This is a genomic window from Sorangium sp. So ce1036, assembly GCF_051369805.1.
In the GTDB taxonomy this organism is placed as follows: domain Bacteria; phylum Myxococcota_A; class Polyangia; order Polyangiales; family Polyangiaceae; genus Sorangium; species Sorangium cellulosum_F.
Genome location: NZ_JBBMOX010000001.1, coordinates 8,795,438 through 8,818,808 on the forward strand (window position 1 = coordinate 8,795,438; position 23,371 = coordinate 8,818,808).

The 23,371-nt window shown below is 73.1% G+C and carries 17 protein-coding genes; 4 read left to right on the forward strand and 13 right to left on the reverse strand.

Going from position 1 to position 23,371, the window contains the following annotated elements:
• Nucleotides 1-101: 101 nt before the first annotated feature.
• Both WMF31_RS33000 and WMF31_RS33005 read right to left on the reverse strand, forming a co-directional pair.
• Nucleotides 102-398: a polyhydroxyalkanoic acid system family protein gene (locus WMF31_RS33000; protein WP_436605753.1), complete on the reverse strand. Its 297-nt coding sequence runs from the start codon at nt 396-398 to the stop codon at nt 102-104.
• A gap of 156 nt (nt 399-554) precedes the next feature.
• Nucleotides 555-1,148: a peptidyl-prolyl cis-trans isomerase gene (locus WMF31_RS33005; protein ID WP_436605754.1), complete on the reverse strand. Its 594-nt coding sequence runs from the start codon at nt 1,146-1,148 to the stop codon at nt 555-557.
• A gap of 314 nt (nt 1,149-1,462) precedes the next feature.
• On the opposite strand from WMF31_RS33005, the gene WMF31_RS33010 reads away from it, so the two are divergent.
• Nucleotides 1,463-5,701, forward strand: coding sequence for a tetratricopeptide repeat protein (locus WMF31_RS33010; RefSeq protein ID WP_436605755.1), 4,239 nt, complete (start codon nt 1,463-1,465; stop codon nt 5,699-5,701).
• Nucleotides 5,702-5,948: 247 nt separating this feature from the next.
• On the forward strand, nt 5,949-7,181 hold the full coding sequence (locus WMF31_RS33015) for a PAS domain S-box protein (protein WP_436605756.1): 1,233 nt from the start codon (nt 5,949-5,951) through the stop codon (nt 7,179-7,181).
• A gap of 28 nt (nt 7,182-7,209) precedes the next feature.
• On the opposite strand, the gene WMF31_RS33020 is transcribed toward WMF31_RS33015, so the two are convergent.
• The 7 genes from WMF31_RS33020 to WMF31_RS33050 all read right to left on the reverse strand — a co-directional run bounded on the left by WMF31_RS33020 (nt 7,210) and on the right by WMF31_RS33050 (nt 17,307).
• Nucleotides 7,210-7,800: a GNAT family N-acetyltransferase gene (locus WMF31_RS33020; RefSeq protein WP_436605757.1), complete on the reverse strand. Its 591-nt coding sequence runs from the start codon at nt 7,798-7,800 to the stop codon at nt 7,210-7,212.
• Nucleotides 7,790-8,683 carry an isocitrate lyase/PEP mutase family protein gene (locus WMF31_RS33025; protein ID WP_436605758.1) on the reverse strand — a complete coding sequence of 298 codons (894 nt, stop codon included), beginning with the start codon at nt 8,681-8,683 and terminating at the stop codon, nt 7,790-7,792. Before WMF31_RS33025 ends, WMF31_RS33020 begins: the two co-directional genes overlap by 11 nt.
• A 128-nt stretch (nt 8,684-8,811) precedes the next feature.
• Entirely contained in the window at nt 8,812-10,164 is a 1,353-nt protein-coding gene (locus tag WMF31_RS33030; protein ID WP_436605759.1) for an erythromycin esterase family protein, read from the reverse strand.
• A gap of 328 nt (nt 10,165-10,492) precedes the next feature.
• Entirely contained in the window at nt 10,493-10,720 is a 228-nt protein-coding gene (locus tag WMF31_RS33035) for a DUF378 domain-containing protein (protein WP_129345258.1), read from the reverse strand.
• A 254-nt stretch (nt 10,721-10,974) separates the two neighbouring features.
• Nucleotides 10,975-11,790 carry an SIR2 family NAD-dependent protein deacylase gene (locus WMF31_RS33040; RefSeq protein WP_436605760.1) on the reverse strand — a complete coding sequence of 272 codons (816 nt, stop codon included), beginning with the start codon at nt 11,788-11,790 and terminating at the stop codon, nt 10,975-10,977.
• Nucleotides 11,791-12,280: 490 nt separating this feature from the next.
• A complete protein-coding gene (locus tag WMF31_RS33045; RefSeq protein ID WP_436605761.1) occupies nt 12,281-13,141 on the reverse strand; it encodes a hypothetical protein in 861 nt (286 codons plus the stop codon).
• 272 nt (nt 13,142-13,413) lie between these two features.
• Complete coding sequence (locus tag WMF31_RS33050) at nt 13,414-17,307, reverse strand: serine/threonine-protein kinase (protein WP_436605762.1); 3,894 nt, start codon at nt 17,305-17,307, stop codon at nt 13,414-13,416.
• Nucleotides 17,308-17,812: 505 nt separating this feature from the next.
• Here WMF31_RS33050 and WMF31_RS33055 point away from each other — a divergent pair.
• On the forward strand, nt 17,813-19,570 hold the full coding sequence (locus tag WMF31_RS33055) for a vWA domain-containing protein (RefSeq protein ID WP_436605763.1): 1,758 nt from the start codon (nt 17,813-17,815) through the stop codon (nt 19,568-19,570).
• 87 nt (nt 19,571-19,657) lie between these two features.
• Here WMF31_RS33055 and WMF31_RS33060 read toward each other — a convergent pair whose 3' ends face one another.
• From WMF31_RS33060 to WMF31_RS33075, 4 genes are read right to left on the reverse strand one after another with little or no spacing between them, the layout of a single operon-like run.
• Complete coding sequence (locus tag WMF31_RS33060; protein ID WP_436605764.1) at nt 19,658-20,539, reverse strand: hypothetical protein; 882 nt, start codon at nt 20,537-20,539, stop codon at nt 19,658-19,660.
• Nucleotides 20,529-21,281 carry a hypothetical protein gene (locus tag WMF31_RS33065; RefSeq protein WP_436605765.1) on the reverse strand — a complete coding sequence of 251 codons (753 nt, stop codon included), beginning with the start codon at nt 21,279-21,281 and terminating at the stop codon, nt 20,529-20,531. The genes WMF31_RS33060 and WMF31_RS33065 overlap by 11 nt, the downstream gene beginning before the upstream one ends.
• Nucleotides 21,278-21,643 carry a ParA family protein gene (locus WMF31_RS33070; RefSeq protein WP_436605766.1) on the reverse strand — a complete coding sequence of 122 codons (366 nt, stop codon included), beginning with the start codon at nt 21,641-21,643 and terminating at the stop codon, nt 21,278-21,280. The genes WMF31_RS33065 and WMF31_RS33070 overlap by 4 nt, the downstream gene beginning before the upstream one ends.
• Entirely contained in the window at nt 21,598-22,182 is a 585-nt protein-coding gene (locus WMF31_RS33075) for a ParA family protein (protein WP_436605767.1), read from the reverse strand. The genes WMF31_RS33070 and WMF31_RS33075 overlap by 46 nt, the downstream gene beginning before the upstream one ends.
• Nucleotides 22,183-22,431: 249 nt before the next feature.
• Between WMF31_RS33075 and WMF31_RS33080 the strand changes: the two genes are divergently transcribed.
• A complete protein-coding gene (locus tag WMF31_RS33080; protein ID WP_436605768.1) occupies nt 22,432-23,370 on the forward strand; it encodes a hypothetical protein in 939 nt (312 codons plus the stop codon).
• Nucleotide 23,371: the final 1 nt, after the last annotated feature.

Genomic DNA, 23,371 nt, shown 5'->3' on the forward strand with positions numbered 1-23,371 from the left:
CTCATGCGGCGCGCGGGGGCGCGCCCCCCGCGCCGCGGTGCGCGCGGGCGAGGGGCTCGCGTGGCAGGGGACGGGCCGGCGAGCTGAGCCCGGCGGGCGGGTCAGGCCTTGCCGAGCACGGAGTCGAGCTTCTCGTTGACCTTCGACTCGACCATGCCCTTCATCGCCTTCAGCAGGAACGGGAGATCGATCTCCACCTGGACCGCCGACGCCTCGACGCGCACGACGCCCTTCGTCCCCTTCGCGGCGCCGCCCGGGGCCTCGAAGCGGATGAGATCGCCGTCCCACCGCCAGGTGATGCCGAGCTTGTCTTCCATGCCCTGCGCGAGCTGCTCCGCGCGCTTCTTGGCCTCCTCCTTGTCGAGCGAGTGCTGCCGGCGGATGTCGATCGTCGCCATACGGATATCTCCACTCTTCTGCGTCACGTTCGGCCTGGGTTCAGCCCACGTTCGGCTTGCGTTCAACTACGTTCGATGACGCGGGTTGCGTCGGCTGCGCCTGTTGCGTACGGCGCGTCGCGCCCGCGGCGGCGCGCCGGGTGCAGTGCGCCTTCCTTACTCGATCCGGCGCGTGATCCAAAAGCCGCGCGGCGTATCGACCGGGCCGCTCACGCCCCCCTTCGGGAGGCTGAAGAGCTCGTACTCCGGCGCCGGCTCGAGCACGCCCCGCGGGATATGGCCGAGGTCGTCGGTCGAGCCCTTGTCGCCCTTGTTGACGGCGGCCTTGAAGTCCGTCTTGGCCAGCTCGGCGAGCTCCTTGGCGAGCTCCAGCGCGGCCTCCTTGGTTCGCGCGGTCGTCGGCGCCCCCTGCGCGCCGCGGTACTGCACGAGCACCACGCCGAAGCGCACCTTCTTCGGCGCCTCGGCAGGCAGCCCGGGCGGCGCCTCGCCGGAGAGGAGCGTCACGCCCGCGTCGGTTCGCGCCGCCTGCCCCGGGTCGCTCTCCTCCGGGGCCCCTCCGCCGCCGTCGCTCCCGGCGTCGGCGTCGGCCAGCGCCGCCGCCGGCGCGCCCGCGTCGGCCTCGGCCTCGGCGCCGGCGTCCGCGGGCGCGCTGACCGTCCCGCGCGCCTTCGGGCCGCTGTTCGCGATGACGAACGCAACCGCGCCCGCGAAGAAGAGCGTATAAATGAGCGCCGTCGACCGCTGCATGGGCGGCAGCGCGTTACCACAAGTGGCCGACGCTTGGCGAGCCACGATGACGGGGCGACGCCTCGTCGCCGCGGTGAGCCGCCCCGCCGCGCTCGGTCAGCGTCCGTCCGCCTCCGTCATCGCGCCGGCCAGGGGCCCGCGGCGCCCCGGAGGAGGTCGCCGATTTGAGGAGGGCGCGTAGAAGAGGCGATCCAAGGACGACAAGCCCTGCTAGTAAGGAGAGCGGATGTCGGGGCATCCCGGCCTCTCGCAGGCCGAACGAGCGTGGCGGCGCATGCGGAGGAGCTCGCAGCGTCCGCATCGGATCGGGGAGCATGATCAAGGTCGAGTGCGACGGATGTAGATCGCCGTACCAGGTCGACGAGAAGCGCGTTCCCCCTGCGGGGCTCAGGATGCGCTGTCCGAAGTGCGGCACGAGCCTCCTGGTGACGAAGGAAGGCGCGGGCGCAGCACCCCCGCCCGCGCCGGAGGCCCGGGAGGAGGGCTTGCAGCTCGTGGAGCGGAGCGTGCCGGCGATGCCCGAGGACGCGGATCTGCCTGTGGCGGCCGTGGACGTCCCGCTCCCCGCGGTCGCGCCGCCGCGGCGCGCGGCAGCGGCGCCGCCCCGGCGCGAAGCGCCCGCGCCGGCGCCCGAGCCGCCGGGGCCCGAGGTCTTCGGCGAGATCGGCCTGCCTGATGTGCCCGATCGCCCGAGCCTGGCCGACCGGCGCAACGCCAAGACCGCGCCGCAGCGGCGCGGCTTCGGCGAGATCGATCTGATGGTCGAGCTCCCGAGCCCCACGGACGCGGAGGTGCACGGGCTCGACGCCGACGATCTGCCGGTCGTGTACGGCGACGTGCCCGCCGCGCCGGCGCCGCTGCCCGCGCGATCGCGCGCCGAGTCCCGCACCGCCCCGGCGACGCCGGCCGCGTTCGCCGGGACCGATCTGCCAGCCCGGGCCGAGCGGCTTCCTCCCAGCAGCCGCGGGCGCAGCACCCTGGAGTTCGGCGGGCACGACGCCGGCCTCGGGTTCGGCGGGCACGACGCCGGGCTCGGGTTCGGCGGGCACGACGCCGGGCCCGGCGGGCGCGCTGGGGCCGTCACGCAGCCGCTCGGCCGCGGTCGGACGCTCGGGATGGGGGACATGGCGGCCCCGCGCGTCGCCCCGGAGCACGACTTCGGGGACCTGGACGACGACATGCCGCCGGCGCCTCCGCCGCGCCCGAGCGGTCGCAGCGGCAGCTCCATGGCGTTCGGCTTCGGCGAGCTCGAGCTGCCGCTCGAGGGGGACGGCGACGTCGAGGCCGAGCTGCCCTCGCCGTCCTCGAACGACCTGCCCGTCGTCGCCGGCGATCTGCCGGCCTCGGTCCCGGGTGGCGTCGGCATGCCGGCCCCGCTGTCCGGCGCGGGGCTGCCCGTGCCGGCCTCGTCGCCGCTCCCCTCGCCCGCGCGCGCCGGGCTCCCGGCGAAGACCATGCCGGGCTACCCTGCGCCGGCGTCCTCGGGCCTGCCTGCGCCGGCGTCCGCGGGCTTCCCTTCCCCGGCGTCCTCGGGCCTGCCTGCGCCGGCGTCCGCGGGCTTCCCTTCCCCGGCGTCCTCGGGCTTTCCCACGAGGGCCATGGGCCCCGGCCTCCCCACGAAGGCCGCGGGCCCCGGCGCGCCCGCGCCCCCGTCGGCGCCCACGCCTGCGGGTCCAGGCAGCATCGTCGGCGCCGAGCTCTTCGACGAGGCCCCGCCGGCGTACGACGACTCGCGCATCGGCGCCGCGTTCCAGGCGCCCGGACCGCGCCCGATCCCCCAGGCGGCGCCCGAGCCGCCCCCCAGCAGCGGCGCGGCGCTCGGCGCGGCGCCCGCGGAGAGCTTCGGCGACGATTTCGGCGACGAAATCGCGCTCGGCGAGGCCGTGACGCAGCTCCCTCCCGGCGCCGCGCCCACCGCCTACGATCCGTCGGACCGCTCCGCGAACTTCACGCAGGCGCCCACGGACCTCGAGGATCGGTCCATCGAGCTCGGCGAGGCGCCCCCCAGCGTCGGGGACGAGGTCGACCTGACCGGCGCCGGCACCGAGATCGGCGACCTGGGCGCCGGCGCAGAGGCGCAGGTCGAGAAGCCCTCGCCCGCGCAGGAGGCCCCGCAGCCGAGGTCGAAGGTCAAGCGGTACGTCGTGGCGGCGCTCGCCGTCGCCGCCGTGGGCGGCGGCGCGCTCGCGCTCGTCCCGGACATCGGCGCGTTCGGCGTGAACCTCGTCAGCGACCGGCTCAACGCCTCCGCGCACGACGAGGCGCTCGCCGAGCTCCGCATGCGGGTCCAGGCCGCGCTCGCCGAGGACACCGCGCTGGCCGCGGGCAACGCGCTGAACGACGCCAGGGCCACGCGCGACAGTGCGCCGCGCCACCGGCCGACCATGGCCTACGTCGGCTACGCCGCGTTCGCGCGCATCCTGCGCTTCGGGCACCGGACCGTCGACGACGCCTTCGGCAAGGAGATGGTCTCGCTCGCGAGCTCCCACCCGGGCGACCTGCTCACCCTGGCCGTCGCGACGCAGGACGCGGCGTCGGGCCAGCTCGCGCGCGCGCGGCAGGCCGCGCAGGCGCTCTCCGCGCAGCGCAAGGACGACATCGACGTCGCCGTCCTCGTCGCCGAGATCGCGCTCCGCGAGCGGGACGCCGCCGGGGCGGTCGCGGCGTGGCAGCGCGCGGGCGCGCTCCAGAAGAGCGCGCGCACGCTCTTCGGCCTGGCCCGGGCGCAGCACCTCGCCGGCGACACGGCCGGCGCCGAGGCGAGCGCCAGGGCCGCGCTGGCGGCCTCGCGCGACCATGTCGGGGCCCGCATCCTGCTCGCGTCGCTCCTCTGGCAGGCGCCGGCCCGCGAGCAGGAGGCGCTCGAGCGGCTCGGCGAGGTCACGGGCGAGGGCCCGGTCCGGGCCGCCGCGAGCGACCCCGAGATCGTCGAGGCGTACACGCTGCTCGGCACCATGCACCTCGCGAAGTCGCGCATGAGCGCCGCCGAGCAGGCGTTCGCCGCCGCGGTCAAGCTCGACCCGCAGGCGGTGCGCGCGCTCATCGGCAACGGCGAGGTCCTCTACCGGTCGGGCCGCTACTCCGAGGCGCTGGCGCGCTTCGAGGCCGCGGTCCGCGCCGACGCCGAGGACCTGTCGGCGCAGATCGGCGCGGCGAAGACGTGGCTCGCGCAGGAGCGCATGAAGGAGGCGAAGGACCTCCTGAAGCGGCTGCAGAAGGCCCACCCGGCCGATCCGCAGGTCGCCTACTGGCTCGGGCGCACCGAGCTCGCGCTGGGCAACAAGAAGGAGGCGGAGGCGGCGTACCTCGACGCCGTGAAGTCGAGCGAGAACCGCCCGGAGGTCATCGACGCCTACGTGGCGCTGTCGTCGCTCCTGTCCAGCCTGGGCCGCAACGAGGCGGCGGCCGAGAGGCTGTCCGAGGCGACCGCGAAGTTCCCGGACCTGCCCGCCCTGCACAAGGCCAAGGCCGAGGTCGCGCTGCAGACCGGGCGGTACGAGGACGCGCGGCAGGAGCTCGAGCTGGCGCTCGCCAAGGAGGACGACCTCGGCAGCCAGTTCAAGCTGGGGGTGGCCTACCGCCGCCTGCGCCGGTTCGAGGAGGCGGCGGCGATCTTCGACAAGGTCGCGGCGGCCGACAAGGACTACCCCGGCCTCGCGCTGGAGCGGGGGCTCCTGTTCGAGGAGACGGGCCAGAGCGAGCGCGCGCTCGAGATGTACGCCGACGCGCTCCGCAAGGCGCCGAACGACATCGATCTGAAGCTGCGCGTCGGGTCGACCCAGGTGATGGCGGGCCACGCGAGCCAGGCCGAGCCGATGCTGCGCGAGGTGCTCAAGGATCGCCCGAACTCCGCCGAGGCGAACCATTTCCTCGGCCGGGCGCTCCTGGTGCGCGGCACCCACACGGCCGAGGCGCTGCGCTTCCTGGAGCGCGCCGCGGAGATCGACCCGAACCGCGCCGAGTACCACCTCTACGTCGGCTGGGGGGCCAACGAGACGGGCCAGCCCGCGCGCGCGGAGGTCGCGCTCAAGCGGGCGCTGGAGCTCGACGCCGAGCTCGGCGACGCGTACTGGCAGCGCGGCGTCCTCCTGCAGAAGCAGGGCGCGAGCCGCGACGCGCTGGAGGATCTGCGGATCGCGCTCGAGAAGCGGCCGTCCCGCCACGAGGCCTACGCCACGATGGCGCTCTGCTACCAGGACCAGGGGAGCTGGGCGGCCGCGGAGGAGGCGTGGCGCAAGGCGATCGCGGGGAACGACAAGGTCCCCGAGTGGCACTACCGGCTCGGCAAGATCTACGCGTCGCGCGGCAACCGGGTCGGCACCGTGAGCGAGATGGAGCAGGCGGTCGCCCTGGGCGAGGCGCCGGAGCGCTCGGCGCCGCCGTGGCTGTTCGACGCGCACTTCCTGCTGGCCGAGGCGCTGCGCGCGACGAACCAGCGCGAGAGGGCGATCCATCATTACGAGCGCTTCCTCTCGACGGCGCCGACCGACAACGCCTACCGGCGTGACGCGGAGCAAGCGCTCTCGAGCCTGGGGGCGGGCAAGCCGCGCTGAGGCGCGTACCGGGCGCTGCGGGCCGCCAGGGAGCGGCCCCCTGCCCGCAGGCGAACCTGCACGCACAGCCGTTCTCGAAAAAGCCTTTGGCGATGTGAATGGCCGCCGCTCGCCGTCGGGCTGGCCTTGCTCGATCATTTCCAGAGCGCGAGTCGATGAGCACGATCCTTTGCTGGATTTCGCTCGCTCGACCCGAGCCGCACGCTTACGATAGGCAGGGGATACTTATATGGATAGCCAATCTAGCTTGACTGAAATCGAACGCGAGAACGCGATGCTGCGGCAGCGCGTGGCCGAGCTGGAGAAAGCTCAGGCGAAGCTGGAAGCGCTCTGCTCGGTGAGCACGGCGTTCATCGCCTTCTTCGATCGGAATGGGGTGGTCCTGGAGATGTTCCCGACGCTCGTCATCCCTGCCGAGCTGGCCAGGAACGCGCGTGGCAGACACCTGACCAACGTGGTCCGGGAGGACTACATCGAGCGCTGCGCCGCGGTCATCCGGGAGTCGCTCGCCAGGCAAACGGTCCTGCACATCGAGTATCCTGTCACGTTCGGCAATCGCCATCTGTGGATCCAGGCGGCCTGCAAGCCGTTCGGGGACGACACCGTCCTCTGGGTCGGGCGCGACGTCACGGCGCAGCAGCACCTTGCGCTTGCCCAGGCGGAGCTGCGCGACTTCCAGGCGCTCGTGGACAGCGCGCCGGACGGCGTGAGCATCGCCTCGCAGGAAGGCGCGATCTTCTACGCCAACCAGGCCTTCCGCGCCATGACGGGCCACGGCGACGGCACGCTCGGAAAGCGCCTGTGCGACCTGTACGTCGAGGAGCGGGACCAGCTCCCCGGGATCGTGCAGCAGTGCTTCGAGCACGGGTCGTGGCAAGGCGCCCTCAGCCTCACCCGGTATGACGGCCGCGTCATCGCCTGCCAGGTCTCCATGGTCGCGCTCGCCGGCCAGGCCGGGCGGCCCTCGGCGGTCGCCACCATCGCGCGCGACCTGACCCCCCTCCACGAGGCCGAGCGCGAGCGGCTGGCCCTCCAGGAGCAGGTCATCCAGGCCCAGCAGGCCACGCTGCGCGAGCTGTCCACCCCCCTCGTCCCGCTCGCCGAGGGCGTCGTCGCCATGCCCCTCATCGGCACCCTCGACAGGGCCCGCGCCCTGCAGGCCATGGAGAGGCTCCTGGACGGCATCGTCCAGCACCAGTTTCACACGGCCATCCTCGACGTCACCGGCGTCAGGGACGTCGACGCCGAGTCCGCCGACGCCCTGCTGCGCATCGCGCGCGCCGCGCGCCTGCTCGGCGCCAAGCTCGTGCTCACCGGCATCGGCCCTGACACGGCACAGACCCTCGTGGATCTCGGCGTCGACCTCGCGGGCATCACCGCCCGCGGCACCCTGCAGAGCGGCATCGCCAGCGCCCTCGCCCTGGGCGCGGCCCGGCGCGCGGCGCCCGGCGCACGCGCGCGGTGCCGCACGCCCTCCTGACGGCGCGGCGGCGACCGCACCCCGACGCTCACGGAGCTCGGCCTCGTCCGAGCCACGCCGCTAGCCCAGGGGCCGTCTGCTCCCATACCATCGTGTCGCGCGGCTCGCCCGTGGGCGTCAGCGTGTTGGCCTTGAGCGTCGTCACGTGGCGATACCCGAGCCGCCGGGCCACCGCCGCGCTCGCGCCGTTCCGCGGGTCGCAGCGGATCTCGACGCGGCGCATCCCGAGCTCCTCGAGCGCCACCCGGGTCAGGGCCGCCACGGCCTCGGTCGCGTGGCCCCGGCGCGTCGCCGTCGCGCGGAGCCAGTAGCCGATCTCGAGCGCGCCGGGGCCGATCCGCGGGTGCAGCCCCGTACCGCCGAGCACCTCGCGCTCGTCGCCCGAGAAGATGCCGTAATGAAAGTCGCGCCCTGCCGCGAAGTCGTCCGCGAACTGCGAGAGGAGCTCCGTCTTGCTCTCCACCGGAGACGGCTCGCCCATGGCCCAGGGCATCCAGGGGCGCAGGTGCTCGATGCTGGCGTCGATCGCCTCCTTGAGCGCCGGAGCGTCCTCCGGCCGCCACGCGCGCAGGACCAGCCGGGCGGTCACGATGCGGACCGGCGCGAGCTCACCCGCCATCGCCCTCCGCCCTCCCCCGGCCCGGCGGCGGCTGCGCGTACCGCGCCTCCTCGGCGTAATACTCGGGGAAGCCGACGACCGCCTGGAGCGCCTCGAAGCGCATCCGCGGGTCCGGGTGCTCGCCGGCGCGCAGGGCCGCGAGCGCGTCGCGCATCGCGGCGGCCGCCACCGAGAGCAGGGTGAGCGGATAGGCCGCGATCTTGTAACCGATCGCCTCGAGCTCCGCCGGCGGCAGCACCGGCGTCTTGCCGTGATCCAGCATGTTCGCCATGGCCGGCGCGCGCACTCCCCGGCAGAACGCGCGCATCTCCTCGACGCTCTCGGGCGCCTCGAGAAAGACGATATCGGCCCCGACGTCGGCGAACGCCGCGGCCCGGCGCAGGGCCTCCTCGAAGCCGTGCGTCTGCCGGGCGTCGGTGCGGGCCAGGATGAGCACGTCGGCGCCCTCGTCGCGCGCGTCGACGGCGGCCCGGACCCGCGTCAGCGCCTCGTCGCGGCCGACGACCTGCTTGCCGCGCGTGTGGCCGCAGCGCTTCGGAGCGACCTGGTCCTCGATCATGACGCACGCGAGGCCGGCCTGCGCGTAGCCGCGCACCGTGCGCTTGACGTTCATCGCATTGCCGTACCCCGTGTCGCCGTCGCCGATCACCGGGATCGACACCGCGGCGCAGATCGCCCGCGCCTGGTCGACCATCTCTCCGTAGGAGATGAGCCCCGTGTCCGGGGCCCCGAGCCGCGCGGCCGAGACGGCGAAGCCGCTCATGAACGTGAGCGGGAAGCCGGCCTGCTCGATCAGCCGCGCGGACAGCGCGTCGAAGCAGCAGGGCATGACGAGCAGGCCGGGCGCCGCGAGGAGCCCACGGAGCTTCTGAGCGGGAGACACGGCGGCGACGATACCTCGGCCGGCCGTGCCCCTGGCAAGCGGGATGACACAGGACGCGCGCCGCCTCCCCTGTGCAGGAGCCCGGGCGCCGGTGGTGCGGTACGCCGGGTGCTCACCGATCCCGCCGCTCACACCCCCGTCGGATACGCCTCCGCCTCCCGCTCGCGCCGATCGGCCACCCACTCCAGCGGTTGCACCGCGCTCGTCTCGTCGACGTGGATCACCGCGTCGAACTGGTCGCTGAGCCTCGCGTGGAAATAATGGCTCATCCGCTCGGTCTCCGGGAGATACAGCACCCCTATCGCGCGCTCGAGCGCGCCCTCACGCAGCGCCTCCACGAGCTCGCGGCGCGCGCCGGCCTCCGATCTCAGGTTCAGCCAGGAGCGCGGGAGGCCGGCGTCGTGCAGGAGCCGCTCGTAGCTGTCCGGCAACGACGGCCGGACCCGCTTGATCTCGGCGGGGCCGCCCCAGTCGGACGCGGCCGTCACGGTCCCGGCGTGCGTCGTGAAGCCGACGAGGAACGCCTCGCTGCCGTGGCGCTCGCGCAGGAGCTGGCCGACGTTCCACTCGCCCATGTCGCCCATCTGCGTCGCGCGCGCGTCGCCGAGGTGCGAGTTGTGGGCCCAGAGGACGGCCTTCGTCGGCGCGTGGAACCGGTCGAGGTGCGCGACCAGCGCCTCGACGGTCTCGACCATGTACTGGTCGCGCAGGTTCCAGGACGACACCGCGCCCCGGAACATGGTGCGGTAATACTCCTCGGCGCGCTGCACGAGCCGCGCGTTCTGCTCGATCTGGAAATACTCGTCCTCCGCCACGCGCCCGTCGAGCCTCGTGTACTCGGCCTGCCTCTTCGTCAGCTCGGTCAACTGCTCGACGACCTCGCGCTCGCACGAGGCGCTCAGGTCGAAGCGGGTCGCGACCCCGTAGACCTGCGGATCCCCGCCGAACCGCTCGAAGCACCCATAACGCTGCCGCGCCCGCCGGGCCGCCTCGGGGTCAACGCGATCGAGGTAGCTCAGCACCGCATCGATGGAGCCGTACAGGCTGTACAGGTCCATGCCGTAGAACCCTGCTCTCGCCCGGCCGCGCGGGAGCCCGGCGTTGTGCTCGCGGAGCCACTCGACCAGCTCCACGACGTCCTGGTTGCGCCACATCCACTGCGGGAACCGCCTGAAGCCGCCGAGCGCCTGCGCGGCGCTCGGGTCGTCGCCCGCCCCGCGGACATGACGGTTCACGCGGTAGGCGTCGGGCCAGTCCGCCTCGACGATCACCGCGGTGAAGCCCTTCTCGATGACGAGCCGCCGCGTGATCTGGGCGCGCAGCTGGTAGAACTCGTGGGTCCCGTGCGTCGCCTCGCCCAGCAGCACGAACCGGCATCCGCCGATCGCGTCGAGCAGGGCATCGAGCTCGCGCGCGGCGCCCCGCAGCGGACAGGCAGCGTCGCGGACGAGGGCGACGGTATGGTCTCGTGAGCTGGGCATGGCCTCCCTCCCTCTCCTCATCGATCGCAGCTCCGGCGTCCCCAGGGCCGGCGGGCCCGTCGAGCCCACCTGCCCCGAGCCCCCGGCGCACGACAGAGGCCGCCGCCTCGAAGGCCGCCGCCTCGCCGCCGAGCTCGCTGTTTCATGAGATCGGAGCCCGTCCTCCAGACAGGCCTCATGGCCTTATCTTCTGCATTCTGCAAGTCCCGCGCCGGCGCGGATCGCGACAGCGGGAGTCATCCGACTCCCCTGCTGCATGGATCTCAGGCCGGCGCGCCTGCGGCGGCCGCCGCGCGGCGCGTCGTACGCTGTCGAGCCCGGGTGCCGCTCAGACCCGCGCGCGTTTGTTGAGCTGGGACGCCGCGTAGAGGAGATAGAGCCCGGCGAGCGCGACCAGCACATAGACGATGCGGCTGAGCACGCTGAGCGAGCCGAAGACGGCGGCGACCAGGTCGAACTCGAACAGCCCCACAAGCCCCCAGTTGATGGCGCCGATCGCTGTGAGCACGATCGCGGTCCACGTTAGCCCCGAGATCCCACGATTGACCTGTTCCATACCCCCGGAGGAAGCACGCGCCGCGCCGCGCCCCGCGTGCATTGCGCGCCCGCTGCCATGAGCCCTCGTGGCGCCGAGCCCGGCGGCACGGTGGGCCCCGAGGCGCCGAGCCCGGCCGCGCGGTGGGCCCCGAGGCGCCGAGCCCGGCGCCGCGGCGAGATCCGCAGCGCTGAGCTCAGCAGCCCGACGAGGCCACCAGCGCTGAACCCGGCATGCCGGCGAGTCCGGCGGCGCGGGCGGGCGGCGGGTGCCCGTCACCCGTGCGCGGGCGCGACGTCGAGCAGCGAGGGCAGGATTTCCCCCGCGCCGCCGGTGAACACGAAATCGCAGAGGCTGGTGACCGCGCTCGGCTCGACGTTGATCTCGGCGATGAGGGCGCCATGCCGCCTGGCCATCGGGACGAAGCCGGCGGCCGGGTACACCACGGCCGAGGTCCCGACGACGAGCAGCAGGTCGCAGCCATCGATGGCGTCCGCCGCCGCGGCGAGGTCGCTCGCCTGGAGGGCCTCGCCGAACCAGACCACATGAGGGCGCTGCACGCCGCCGCAGCCGCAATGAGGCAGCTCCGCCGCCGTGAAGCGGCGGGCGTGGGCGTCGGGATCGGGGGAGCCGCTGCCCGCGAAGGCGGGCGTGATGGGCACGTCGCGGTTCTCGGTCACGGCCCCGCACGAGAGACAGCGCACCTGCCAGAGCGAGCCGTGGAGGCGGACCACGCTCCGGGAGCCCGCCTGCTCGTGCAGGCCGTCGATGTTCTGGGTGATCAGGGTGAAGGCGCCGCCCGCGTCCCGCCACCGGGCCTCGAGGCGCGCAAGGGCGTGGTGGGCCGGGTTCGGCCTGCAGCCGAGCGCGCGCTCGCGCCGGTGATGGTAGAACTCCCACACGAGGCCCGGATCGCGCTGCCAGGCCTCGGGCGTGGCGAGGCGCGTCGCGTCGTGGCGCCGCCACAGCCCGCCCGCGCCGCGGAACGTGGGGATGCCCGACTCCGCCGAGACCCCGGCGCCGGTCAGGACGGCGATCTTCCTGGAGCGGCTCAGGCTGGACTGGAAACGCTCGCGGTTCATTGCGCTCATCGCGGAGCTCCTCCGTGAACGGTCAGGTCGACGGGCGGAGATTGAACCACGAAAGGGGAGCGAGGAGCTCGGCGGCGAGGATCTGGACGCGGGTGGTGCGGCCCTTTGGGGGCTCACCGGAGGGGCTGAAGTGTAGGCGAGCCACACGAGGGGCTCGCCGGAACGAGAGGCCCCGGAGGTGAGCCTCCAACGGTAGGCCCGAGCCACCTCGACTCCACAACCAGCGTGGGTTCGATGATCATGCGAGGGTTCGAGGGGCTGGCCATATCACCGCCCGGGGCGCGCACAGGCAGCCTCGCTCGACGGCGTCGCGCTACGATCCGTAACGTCCTGGCGGCGATCGCGCTACGATCGGTAACAGCCGGCGATGTGGCCCTATGTATGAGGATCACGCGCGCGCTCGCCAGCGCTCTACAACCACCGACGGTTGACGGTCCGGCGCGAGCACCGCGACGAGATCCGTCGAGCGTGGCTGGACAGCCGCGCGCCGTCACGGCAGGGACGTGGTGATCACCACCTTCGTGGTCGAGCTGTTCTGATCGGGGCGCTCGATGCAGGATTGATAATACTGCTTGGAGGCGTCGAGGGGCTCGCAGACGTCGCTGCACGGCCCGACGATGCGGATCATTCCGCACTCCACGATCTGGCCGTCGTCGCCCAGGTGCCCCACGGCGCAGTCGCGCTTGTGAGCGCGCGAGTTGTCGATCGTCGCGCTGTTGTAGCACGCGTTGATGTAGGGCTCCTCGGCGAACACGTTGCCCCAGAAGGTCCCCTCGACGTCCGGATAATCGATGAGCTCCTGGCTCGTGCAGAGCTTCTTCAGCGGGTTCTCGTGCGATCGGACGGAGATGACGACCGGAACCTGATAGTAGTTCACGCGCGCCGCCAGGCACGCGGACACCAGCCGTTGCCCGTATTCGTCGAGCGGCCCCGTGGCCCAGTTGGGCGCGACGCCGAGCTGCCCCACGTAGCGCTCCTTGCGCAGCTTGCCATTCTGGTCCCTCCACGAAAACTTGAAGCTCTGATGGCTGTCCAGGGCGCAGCTCACCGCGTAGCGCACGAGCTCGCGCGCCATGTCGCCGCCCAGGTCAGGCGCCGCGAGGGCGGCGAGGCTCTTCGCGCTGAGCGCATCCGGGTGCAGCGCGTTGAGGTTCAGCGCATTGAGGTTCAGGGCGTTGAGGTTCAAGGCGTTCGCGCTGAGCGCGTTCTCCATGATCAAGGCGCCCTGCGCTTCACCCGTGAGCTCGTCCAGCGCCTCGGTGTCCTCCATCCCGGCGATGCAGCCCGACAGCGCTGCGGCGCAGCCCAGCACGCACGAAGCCCGCTTGAATGACGTGAGCTTGAGAGACATCCGTTCCTCCCCCTCCCCTGGAGCTCGCTACAGAGCCCCTCGTCCATCATGTCGCACACAGGAGCCCTCCCCCGGACCCCATGTACTGGACGATCGAGCGAACTCATAAATTACCACCTTGCGTCTTCTGTCAGCAAGGCGCGATTCATTTGATGCGGCGCAAAAGCGCCCCGGGCGTCGGGCGCGGTCTTCGGCCTGTCGACGCCTCATCGACGCTCGGTCGGCGCCTCATCGACGCTCGGTCGGCACCTCATCGACGCTCAGGAAGCGTCTCACTCTCGCGATGTCGATGGGGCGTCAGCTTCTGTCCAATCCACCATCTCTCGATGCCAGCGCCGGAGTCGGCCGCCCATGACGTTCGGAATGGTGGCGGCGGCGGCGAGGGCGCGCTCGAGCTGGGCCCGGGCCTCGGCGCGCCGGCCGCGGCGGTGGAGGGCGAGGGCGCGCGCCTCGAGCACCTCGATCCGCTCCTGACCGACCGAGCAGCGCCGAGAGCGCTCCTCGAGCGCGGCCCACGCGGCGGCGTCGTCCTCCTCCGAGGTCGCGAGCTCGACCATCGCGCAGAGCACGTCCTCCGCCGGCGACAGCGCTTCGCCGAAGGCGCCGCGCGAGGCCGCACGGAGCCGCTGGACGGCAGCGCGGGCGCGCGCCTCGTCGCCCCGGTAGAGGCGGAGGCGCGCGGTGAGGAGCGTGACCGCGGTCGGGGCGTGATGGTCGCCGGACCGCAGCGCGATCGACTGGGTGGCGCGCGCGTGGCGCGTGGCGGCCTCGAGATCGTCCATGAGGTAGAGGTACTCGGCGAGGTTGTAATGCCCGACGAGCTCGAGCGCGGGCTGGTCGAGGTCGCGCCCGAGCTCGATGGTGCGCTCGAGATCGGCGATCATCCCGGCGCGGTCGCCGCGGAGGGCCCGCACGAGCGCGCGGTTGTTCAGCGCGGCGCCGAGGTGCAGGAGATCGCTGCGCTCCTCGCAGCCGCGGATCACCTCGTCGAGGATCCGCGCCGCCTCCTCGACCCGCCCGAGGCCCGCCAGGATGAAGCCGAGCAGGAGCCCGGCGATGAGGTGGGTCTCGTAGCCCTGGTCGCCGAGCTCCGCGGCCTGCGCCGAGGCGCGCGTCAGCACCGCCGCGGCCTCCTCCTCGCGGCAGGCGCGGTGCAGCGAGCGGCCCACCCCGAGGAGCAGGCGCGCCCGGAGCAGCGGCGACGCCACCTGACCGGCGAGGCGCTCGGCGGCCTCGACCCGCTCGGCGGCCGCGCGGTACTCGCCGGACCAGTCGAGGACCATCGCCTCGTCGAGGAGCAGATCGATCGTCGCGCCGGGCTCCTGCTCCGCGGCCGCCTCGCGCGCCGCCGCGAGATCGGCGAGGGCTTCGGGGTGACGGCCGAGCCGGAAGCGCGTGAGGCCGAGCCCGCGGCGCGCCCCGGGCGGCAGCACGCCGAGCAGCGCCTCGGCGCGCGCGTAGCAGCCCTCGGCGTCGAGGTATGCCCGGCGCGCGCTCGCCAGCTCGGCGCCGCGGAGGTTGAGCGTCGCCGCCTGCACGGGCAGGCCGCCGCGCTCGCAATGGGCCGCGAGGACCAGCGGATCGGCCTCGCCCGCGGCCTCGAGCCACTCGGCCGCGAGCCGGTGGCCGAGCGCGCGATCCTCCTCGGTGAGCAGCGCGTAGGCGCCCTCGCGCAGGAGCGCGTGGCGGAAGGCGTACTCCTCCTCGCCGGGGAAGCGGCTCTCGCCGTGGCGCAGGCAGAGCTCCCCCGCGACGAGCGCGGACAGGCACTCCTGGACGGAGGCGGGCTCGTCGCCGCCGAGCAGGCGCGAGACCGCGCCGCGCCAGAACACCTCGCCGAACACGCTCGCGGCGCGCAGGACCCGGCGCACGTGGGGAGGGAGCGCCTCCAGCCGGACCTGCACCATGGCCACCACGGTCTCGGGCAGCGCGTCGCCCCGGCCCTCGGCCGTCGCGCGGATCAGCTCCTCGAGGAAGAACGGGTGGCCGTCGGACTGCTCGACCACGCGCGCGACGAGCGTCTCGCCGGCCGCGTCGCCCAGCACCTCGCGCGCGAGCCGCGCGCACGCCTTCGGCGAGAGCTGCCGCAGCCAGAGCTCCTGCCGCCCGTGCTCGGCCCAGAGATCCGGGTACGCCTGCTTGATCTCCGGGCGCGCCGTGGCGAGCACGAGCAGCGGCTGGTCGGCGAGCTCGCGCAGCGCCGCGGAGATGGCCGCGATGGACGCGCGATCGGCCCAGTGCAGGTCCTCGAGCGCGAGCAGCACGGGCTGCGCCGCGCACTCCGCGCGGAGGAAGCCGCGGAGCGCCCGCTGCATCTGCTCGCCGAGCAGGTCGGGGTCCTTCCGGGCGGCGCGGAGCGGGAGGCTGTCCTCGTCGGGGAAGGGGACGCCGGCGAGCTCCCCGAGGAACTCCTCGACGCGCCGCTGCTCCGCCCTGGGTACGCGGCGGGCGACGCGGGCCCGCAGGAGCGCGCGCCGCTGCTCGATCGGCTCGCTGCCCTTGATCCCCGCCGCGTCCCGGATCGCCTCCGCGAGCAGCCCGCCGGTCGAGCCCGCGCGCAGGGCGTCCCCGCGCCCCGCCCAGATCTCCACGCGCGCGCCGGAGCGCCGGAGCGCCGCGAGGTGCTCCTTGAGGAGCCGGGACTTGCCCGTGCCCGCGGCGCCGAGGATGAGCATCGCGTGGGCGGCGGGGTCGTCGGCGGACGCGGCGAAGGTGTGCTCGAGGAGCCGGAGCTCGTGCGTGCGGCCCACGAACGGCGCCGGCCTGCCGAGGAGCAGGCGCGACGCCTCGACGGCCACGCGCTCGCCGAGCAGCTCGAGCGCGCCGGACGCGGCGCGCGCCGCGTCGAAGCGGGTCTCGAGCAGCGTGGCGGTGACGTCGTCGAGGAGGATCCGGGGCGCGCGCGCGGGCTCGTGGCCGGCGGACCGGAGCAGGGCGGCCGCGCGCTCGATCGCGTCGCCGACCGGGAGGCCGCGGCCGAGCTCGCCCCAGCCGACGGTGATCGCGATCGGGCGGTCGGGGTCGCGCTCCTTGACGGTCATGGCGCAGCGCGCGAGCTGCGCGGCGACGTCCGTCGGCACGCGCGGGCCGCTGAGGATGATCACGCTCGTGCCGTCCGCGAGCCGCTCGAGGCGCCCACCGAAGCAGGCCGCGACCTCGCCGAGCGCGCCGGCGTCCGCGCCCAGCTCGGCGGGCGAGAGCGTGACGTCGAGCGCGGAGCAGGGCGCGCGGCCCACCACCACGACCCCGTGAAAGCGGCGCTCGCTGCCGGTGATCGCGGAGATCGTCGCCGCGGAGGCGGGCGCGTCATGGGCCTCCTGGGCGGTGAGCGCGGCGAGCACCGCGGCGCCGTCGCGCGGGCGACGCGCGGGGCTCTTCTCGAGCATCTGCGAGAGCAGCGCGGCGAGCCACAGGGGGGCGTCGGGGCGGCGCTCGAGCAGGAGCGGCGCCTCGTCGAAGATGATCCTGGCGAGCAGGGCGACCAGGTGACCCGCCCGGAAGGGCGGCGCGCCGGTGAGGCACTCGAAGAGCACGCAGCCCAGCGAGAAGACGTCGACCGGCGGGCCGACCTCATCGCCGCAGCGCGCCTGCTCCGGGGCCATGTACTCCGGCGTGCCGACCAGCACGCCGTCGCCGGTGATCGGGGCCGTGCCCGGGAAATACGCGATCCCGAAATCGAGGAGCTTGGGCTCCGCGATCCGGCCGCCGACGAGGAAGATGTTGGACGGCTTGAGATCGCGGTGGACGATGCCCCGCGCGTGCGCGGCGCCCAGCGCCGCGGCCACGCGCGCCCCGAGCTCCACGGCCTCGTCGATCGTGAGGCAGCGCCGCGCGAGCAGGCGGGAGAGGGCCTCGCCTTCGAGCCACTCCATGACCAGGAACGGCCGGCTCCCGCGCGCGGCGTCGTACGCGATGTACCGGACAATCCCCGGATGGGAGAGGCGGGCGAGGAGCTCGGCTTCCTTGGCGAAGCGCGCGAGGTGGTGCGGCGACGGGTCGTGCAGCACCTTGGCGGCGACCCGCTTGCCGGTGGCGATATCGCAGGCGCGGTACACCGCGCCCATCCCCCCGGCGTCCGCGAGCGCGTCGATGCGAAAGCGCCCCCCCAAGAGCTCCCCCGAGAGCACCCGTCGAGCATAGACGGCCAATGCCGTGCGTCCAGCCATGGCCTGGCTCCGGGCCGTCGGCGCAACAGGCCTGGTGCCCTGGACGAACCGTCTCCATCGACACGACCGGGAGCATGGGAGACGAGATCCCCTGGCTCCAGGCGGAGCGCACCGCTGTCGCCGACTCCATCTCCGGCAGGTCCCTGGACGCCCGGCTCGCCCCGCGCTGCGAGGTGTAAGGTCGGCCTGCGCGGCCGCGTTTCCTGGGCGCTTGGACGCAACCGGGCTCCGTCATCGCGAGCCCCGGCCGTGAGACGTTCCCTCGACCGCCCGGGGGAGGGCCAACCCTGGCCCTCCCCCGGCGGAGCACGATCCAGCGCTGCCTCTCGATCCACGGGAGCGGCGGAGGAGCGGTGATCGCAGCGAGGGAGTCGGCCTCACCCCCGAGATGGCCGGAGGCCGCGCGTGCGGTCGCCGGGACAACGCGCGTGGGGAGTCGACGATGACGCCCCACGAGATCGTGATGCGGGATCCGCGCTCGCGGTCCCTTCAAGGAGGACTCTTCATGCGCACTCGGCCCCTCGACCTCGTCGCCCCTGCCCTCGTCACCGCGCTGCTCCTCGGCTGCGGCGCCTCGTCTCCCCGCGCCACGGACGCGGCGCCGCTCGCGCCCGCGGACACCGCCGCCGCGCGGCCCACGCAGCCGGAGTACGACACGCCGGTGACCGAGGGCGGCGGCTCCGCGCGCGAGGAGGCCGAGGCGGTCGCGCTGGGCGCCGCGCCCGCCGCGGCCCCGCCGCCCGCCGCGGCCGCCGCCCCGAGGCCCGCGGGGGTCGCAGCCCGGAAGCGCGCGGCGGTCGCCGCCCCGAATCCCGTAGTCGCCGCCCCGAATCCCGTGGTCGCCGCCCCGGCCCCCGAGCCCCAGGGCAGCGAGTCGTACCAGGACTATGGAGTGAACCCGGTCGAGGACCCCGCGAAGGACCGGTTCTCGACCTTCGCGATCGACGTGGACACGGCCTCTTACGCCATCGCGCGCCGCAAGATCCTGGAGGGCGCGCTGCCTCCCTATCAGGCCGTGCGCGCGGAGGAGTTCCTCAACTACTTCGATTACGGATATCCGTCTCCCGCGACCGGCCCGTTCGCCGTGCACCTGGCGGCCGCGCCCTCGCCGTTCACCGTGGGCCACCACCTCGTCCGCGTGGCCGTCCAGGGAAAGCGCGTGTCGGCCAGAGAGCGCACGCCGGTGCACCTCGTGTACCTCGTCGACACCAGCGGATCGATGCGGTCGCCGGACAAGCTCGGGCTCGCGAAGCGGAGCCTCAAGATGCTCACCGAGGCGCTCAAGCCGGGCGACACGGTCGCGCTCTGCACCTACGCGGGCAGCGTGCGCGAGGTGCTCGCGCCGACCGGCGTCGAGAGCAAGGGGCGGATCCTCGCCGCCATCGACGACCTCACCGCGGGCGGCTCCACCGCCATGGCGAGCGGCATCGACCTCGCTTACCGCCTGGCGGAGCGGACGCTCGTCAAGGGGCACGTGAACCGCGTCGTCGTGCTCTCCGACGGCGACGCCAACGTCGGCGCGACCTCCCACGAGGAGATCCTGGAGACGATCAGGCGCGCGAAGGACAAGGGGATCACGCTGTCCACCATCGGCTTCGGCCAGGGCAACTACAAGGACGTGATGATGGAGCAGCTCGCCAACCAGGGAGACGGCAACTACGCTTATATCGACAGCGCGGCGCAGGCGCGGCGGGTGTTCTCCGAGCAGGTGGGCGGGATGCTCCAGGTCATCGCGCGCGACGTGAAGATCCAGGTCGAGTTCGATCCGCGCTTCGTGAAGAGCTACCGGCTCATCGGCTACGAGAACCGCGATGTGGCCGACAGGGACTTCCGCAACGACCGGGTGGACGCGGGCGAGATCGGCGCCGGGCACAGCGTGACGGCCCTCTACGACGTCGAGCTCCGGGGCGCGGCGCCGCGGCTCGAGGGCGCGGCGCCGGTCGTCGTGCGCCTCCGGCACAAGGCGCCGCTCGGCTCGGACCGGGCGGAGGAGACGACGGTCAAGCTGGCCCCGAGCGCCATCGCCGCCGCGTTCGACGCGGCGCCGGCCGACCTCCGCTTCGCGGCCGCGGTGGCCGGCTTCTCCGAGATCCTGCGGAGGAGCCCGCACGCGCGCGCCCTCCGGCTCTCCGACGTCGAGGCGATCGCGCGGGCGGCCGCGTCGAGGAGGGGCGATCAGCAGGAGTTCATCGAGCTCGTGCGGCGCGCGCGGGCGCTCGCCGGCGGCGGGACAGGCGCCGTGGCCGCGAGGGGCGCGGACTGAACACCAGCGGCGGCGAGGGAGATCCTCATGCGGCCTGGGCTCCCGCTGGAAGCTCCCGAGAGCCGAGCGGGAGTCGAGAGCGGAAGCCTACGACGTGGTCGACACTCTCGGGCTCGCCACCAGGGCGAGCCCCTTCCTGTCGAGCAGCAAGCCATCTCTCGTCGGAAAGGGCTTCCGCTTTCGCTCCCGCCAGGTGCGGAGCGCCGCAGCGCGCTGGTGCTGCGCCCAGGTCACGGGAACGGACTCCATGCAGCGCAGAAAGCGGGCGCGCCCGCGGGGGCCCATGGCGTCACGCATCATGTAACGCCGGATGGGCTGCGAGACGAGCAGGTAAGGCCCGAGGTGATACAGCGCCAGGAGGAGCAGGCAGGCCTCGCCGAGGCGCCGGAGCGAGGCATCGAGGTCCCGGGCGCGCTCCGCGTCGAGGTCGATCGAGCCGATGTCCCGGTAAAGGCTCCGGTAGCGGGCGGTGGAGCCGTGCACGAAGCGGCTGGATTGCTTGTAGCCGTGCTCGATCTCGGAGAACAGAATCGACGTCTCGGCGGCGTCGCCGAGCGCAGGCTGGAAGTGCGGGAGGCGCTGGATCTCCTCGAGCAGGTCGGCCCAGACGTCCCTCACGTCCTCTTCGGGGAGGAGGCAACGCGCGACGAACAGGGATGGCCGCGAGTCGAAGTAGCAATGCCGCACGAGGTTCTCCAGGAGGCTCCGGGCGTGGACATGGGCGGTGCGCTCCACCCCGAGCGCGCCTGCATGCAAGATGGCGAGGATGTCCGCGCGTGCCGCGTTCAGGAACGCCGGGACCGTCGCGAACCCGCTGCAATGCCAGGCGAGCCAGCTCAGGTAAGCGAGGGTCTGCTGGGAGCCAGCGAGCTCCGCCCCGGAGCCTCCGAGCCGGCGCTCGACCTGCCGGCCAACCTCCGCGAGCAGCTTCTCGCGCAGTGAGTCGCGGCGCGATCGCCTACTCGCCATGGGCCGCCTTCTTGTTCCTCCGGCGTGTCTCCGCGATCGCCCGGTCGGCAGGGCCGCGCAGCCCTTCGGCCAGCAAGCGGGTCGTGATGTCCTCGCTCTTGTCAGACGCCAGCCGCTCCGCGTCTTTCATGAGCCTCTCTGCGAGGTGCCGGCGCGATTCTTGAGCCTTGTAGGGCAGCGGATTGGGCGCCCACATGGTTCGGAGCTGCGCAATGGAGTGCAGCGTCGGCAGCACGATCACGTTCTCGACGATTGCCGAGATCGCGAGCCTGCGGAGAAACGACTCGATCCTTTCCGCATGAGCCGGCCCCACAGCATGAGACGCGAGACGGAGCACACCTGCAAAATTCAACACCTTCTCTGCCGGGCTAGAATGTATATTCTCCAGATGCGCAAGAATTCGTTCGACTGCGTTTTCGAATGTCGAGTTTGGTAATGGGCCAGTAAGCTGCTCGCACAAATCACGGATCCTCGGCTCGACCTCAGCATTGGCTCGGGCAAGCTCGATAACTTCTTTCTTGACGATCTCGCGCAACCCTTCGATCGACGCGGGCTCCTGGTCCTCGGGGCCTTGCTGCCGCTTGAAGTCGCGGAGCAACTGGAGGATCTGCGCCAGCTCCTTCTGCCCACCGAGGATCGCCTCGGCGGCCTGGAAGTCGTCGGCGGAGTGCTCCTCGACCAGGCTCAGCAGCGCGCGCGCTGCGCGTACTCCATCACTGCCCGTACGCTCGGGGCTCGTCACGGCGCACCTCCAAGCAGCCCCACCTCGTGCGCGACCGCCTCGAGCTCGTCGACGAGCCGCGCGTGCGCCGGATCGCCGGAGAACGGCAGCGGCTCGTTCCGCTCGAACGAGTCACGGTACGCCTCATCCCTGGAGATCACCGCGGAGAGGCAGCGAACCGCAGGTTTCTGCGCCGCGCACAGATCGCTGATTGCCTTCACGTACCGCTCTGCCTTGGCGCGTTGCTCGACGTCCCTCGCCGGCGGGAACATGCTGAGAACCACCCCGGCGACCTTCGCCTTGATGTCCAGGACCTTCTTGTACTCCTCCAGCGCTCTCATGAGGAGCGGCAACCCGTGCAGCGAGAACTGATCCGCCGCCATCGGGACCAGGATCCTGTCCGCCGCCTTAGCGCCGCCAGGCTGACGCTGCTGATGCTCGGCGGGCAGTCGATGATGACGTGCTCGTACGCATCGCCGGTCCTGGGCAGCCACTTCTTGATCCGCGACACGACGATCTCCGCCGCGATCTCTTGCACCTCGAACATCCTCGCGCTCCCGCACACGAGCGTGAGCGAGCCCCCGCCGGCGCACGTCCGCACCGGCTCCTGGTAATCGCTCACCCTGCGCAGCGGGCCGTGCGGCTTGCCGCTGACCACGTCGAAGTACCGCACGTCGCCGTGAAACAGATCGTGGAGGTTGCCCTCCCGGCGCTCCTTGTCCTCGCGCGTCCTCGCCCCGAAGCGCTCGTCGCTGAGCAGGTACAGGCTGGCGTTGCACTGCGGGTCGGCGTCGATCAGAAGGACGCGCTTGTGGTGCCTCTCGGCGAGGAGCGCGGCCAGGTTGACGGCGATCGTCGTCTTGCCGACCCCTCCCTTGATGTTCTGCACCGCGAGGACGCTCTGCTTCGGCTGGTCCGGCATGCCGGTGGGAGCATACGCCACAGCCGTACCGCTCGGAAGTTCCGGCGGATTAGCAGGGGCACGTCGAGGAGCGAGGCGGCCGAGGCCGCGCGCCTCCACGCAGAGCTCACCCGCGCGGCAGGCCGGCTCAGGATCCCGCGGTGATGCCCGCCAGCCACGCCGCGCGGGCGCGCGACGACACCCGCCCCTGTCGCCGCGCGAGCTCTCCCCGCGCCGCTCCGCGGCATGCCCCGTGCTACTCCGGCCGGCATGCTTCGCTCCCGACCTGCCTTCTTGATCGCCTTCCTGACGCTGACCTCCGGCTGCGCCGCCCGGCCCCAGCCCGCGCCCCCCGTCACCATCGATGTCCAGCCCGCGCCCGCCGCGCGCGCGCCCGAGCCCCAGGCGGCGGAGGACACCGCGACGGGCGGGGCGGTCCTCGTGTGGAGCAGCGCGGGCGGCGGGACGACATGGCATGTCGCCGAGGACGGCGCGGTCCTCCGCGAGGAGCCCGGGATCGTCGTGGCGACCCGGCGAGGGGAGTGGCGCTGGGAGCTCCGCACGGAGGACGTGGAGACCTCGGCCTGCGAGCTCGCGCTCGGGGACGTGCGCGGGCCGGGCGACGGCACGGGGCAACGCGCGCACCTCGTGCTGCGCGGGACCGGCGCACGCCAGGAGGTGATCACGCCGCCGGACGGGGACGGGAGCAACGTGATCCAGCACCGGGCCACGGTGATCGGGAGCGTGGGGCCGTACCTGTTCATCGAGGAGCGGACGTACGCCTACGCATGCGGCGCCCACGGCTTCGACGGCGCGGGGTTCGTGGTGTGGGACGCCGAGCGGGGCGCGGCCGTCGATCTGCTCGCCGAGGTGCGCGGCGTACCGGCGCTGCAGCGCGAGGCCGCGGCGCTCCTCGACGCGTTCGAGGAGATCCCGGTCGCCGAACGGCAGGCGCAGGCCCCCCCGGAGCTCGTGAAGCTCGCGCCAGGATACGCCGCCCGGGGCTGGCTCCGGATGACCGCGCAGCTCGCGCGCGGCACCTGCTATGCCTGCGGCGACGGCGCGTGGAGCTCCTACTCGCGCTCGGCCATGGTGCCGATCGAGCGGCCCCCGGCGCGCCTCGAGCCGTGGGCGTCCCCGCCGCCCGGCGTGCGGGCTTTCCTCGCGCGGACTCCAGGCGCCCAGATCAACGGCTGGTCGCGTCCGTGAT

Bases quoted from the DNA above. Each gene is read 5' to 3' on its own strand.
- WMF31_RS33075 (WP_436605767.1), bottom strand. From the start codon at position 22,182: ATGCCGGACCAGCCGAAGCAGAGCGTCCTCGCGGTGCAGAACATCAAG.
- WMF31_RS33050 (WP_436605762.1), bottom strand. From the start codon at position 17,307: ATGGCTGGACGCACGGCATTGGCCGTCTATGCTCGACGGGTGCTCTCG.
- WMF31_RS33030 (WP_436605759.1), bottom strand. From the start codon at position 10,164: ATGCCCAGCTCACGAGACCATACCGTCGCCCTCGTCCGCGACGCTGCC.
- WMF31_RS33080 (WP_436605768.1), top strand. From the start codon at position 22,432: ATGCTTCGCTCCCGACCTGCCTTCTTGATCGCCTTCCTGACGCTGACC.
- WMF31_RS33010 (WP_436605755.1), top strand. From the start codon at position 1,463: ATGATCAAGGTCGAGTGCGACGGATGTAGATCGCCGTACCAGGTCGAC.
- WMF31_RS33055 (WP_436605763.1), top strand. From the start codon at position 17,813: ATGCGCACTCGGCCCCTCGACCTCGTCGCCCCTGCCCTCGTCACCGCG.
- WMF31_RS33045 (WP_436605761.1), bottom strand. From the start codon at position 13,141: ATGTCTCTCAAGCTCACGTCATTCAAGCGGGCTTCGTGCGTGCTGGGC.
- WMF31_RS33000 (WP_436605753.1), bottom strand. From the start codon at position 398: ATGGCGACGATCGACATCCGCCGGCAGCACTCGCTCGACAAGGAGGAG.
- WMF31_RS33035 (WP_129345258.1), bottom strand. From the start codon at position 10,720: ATGGAACAGGTCAATCGTGGGATCTCGGGGCTAACGTGGACCGCGATC.
- WMF31_RS33005 (WP_436605754.1), bottom strand. From the start codon at position 1,148: ATGCAGCGGTCGACGGCGCTCATTTATACGCTCTTCTTCGCGGGCGCG.
- WMF31_RS33060 (WP_436605764.1), bottom strand. From the start codon at position 20,539: ATGGCGAGTAGGCGATCGCGCCGCGACTCACTGCGCGAGAAGCTGCTC.
- WMF31_RS33070 (WP_436605766.1), bottom strand. From the start codon at position 21,643: ATGGCGGCGGATCAGTTCTCGCTGCACGGGTTGCCGCTCCTCATGAGA.
- WMF31_RS33040 (WP_436605760.1), bottom strand. From the start codon at position 11,790: ATGAGCGCAATGAACCGCGAGCGTTTCCAGTCCAGCCTGAGCCGCTCC.
- WMF31_RS33020 (WP_436605757.1), bottom strand. From the start codon at position 7,800: ATGGCGGGTGAGCTCGCGCCGGTCCGCATCGTGACCGCCCGGCTGGTC.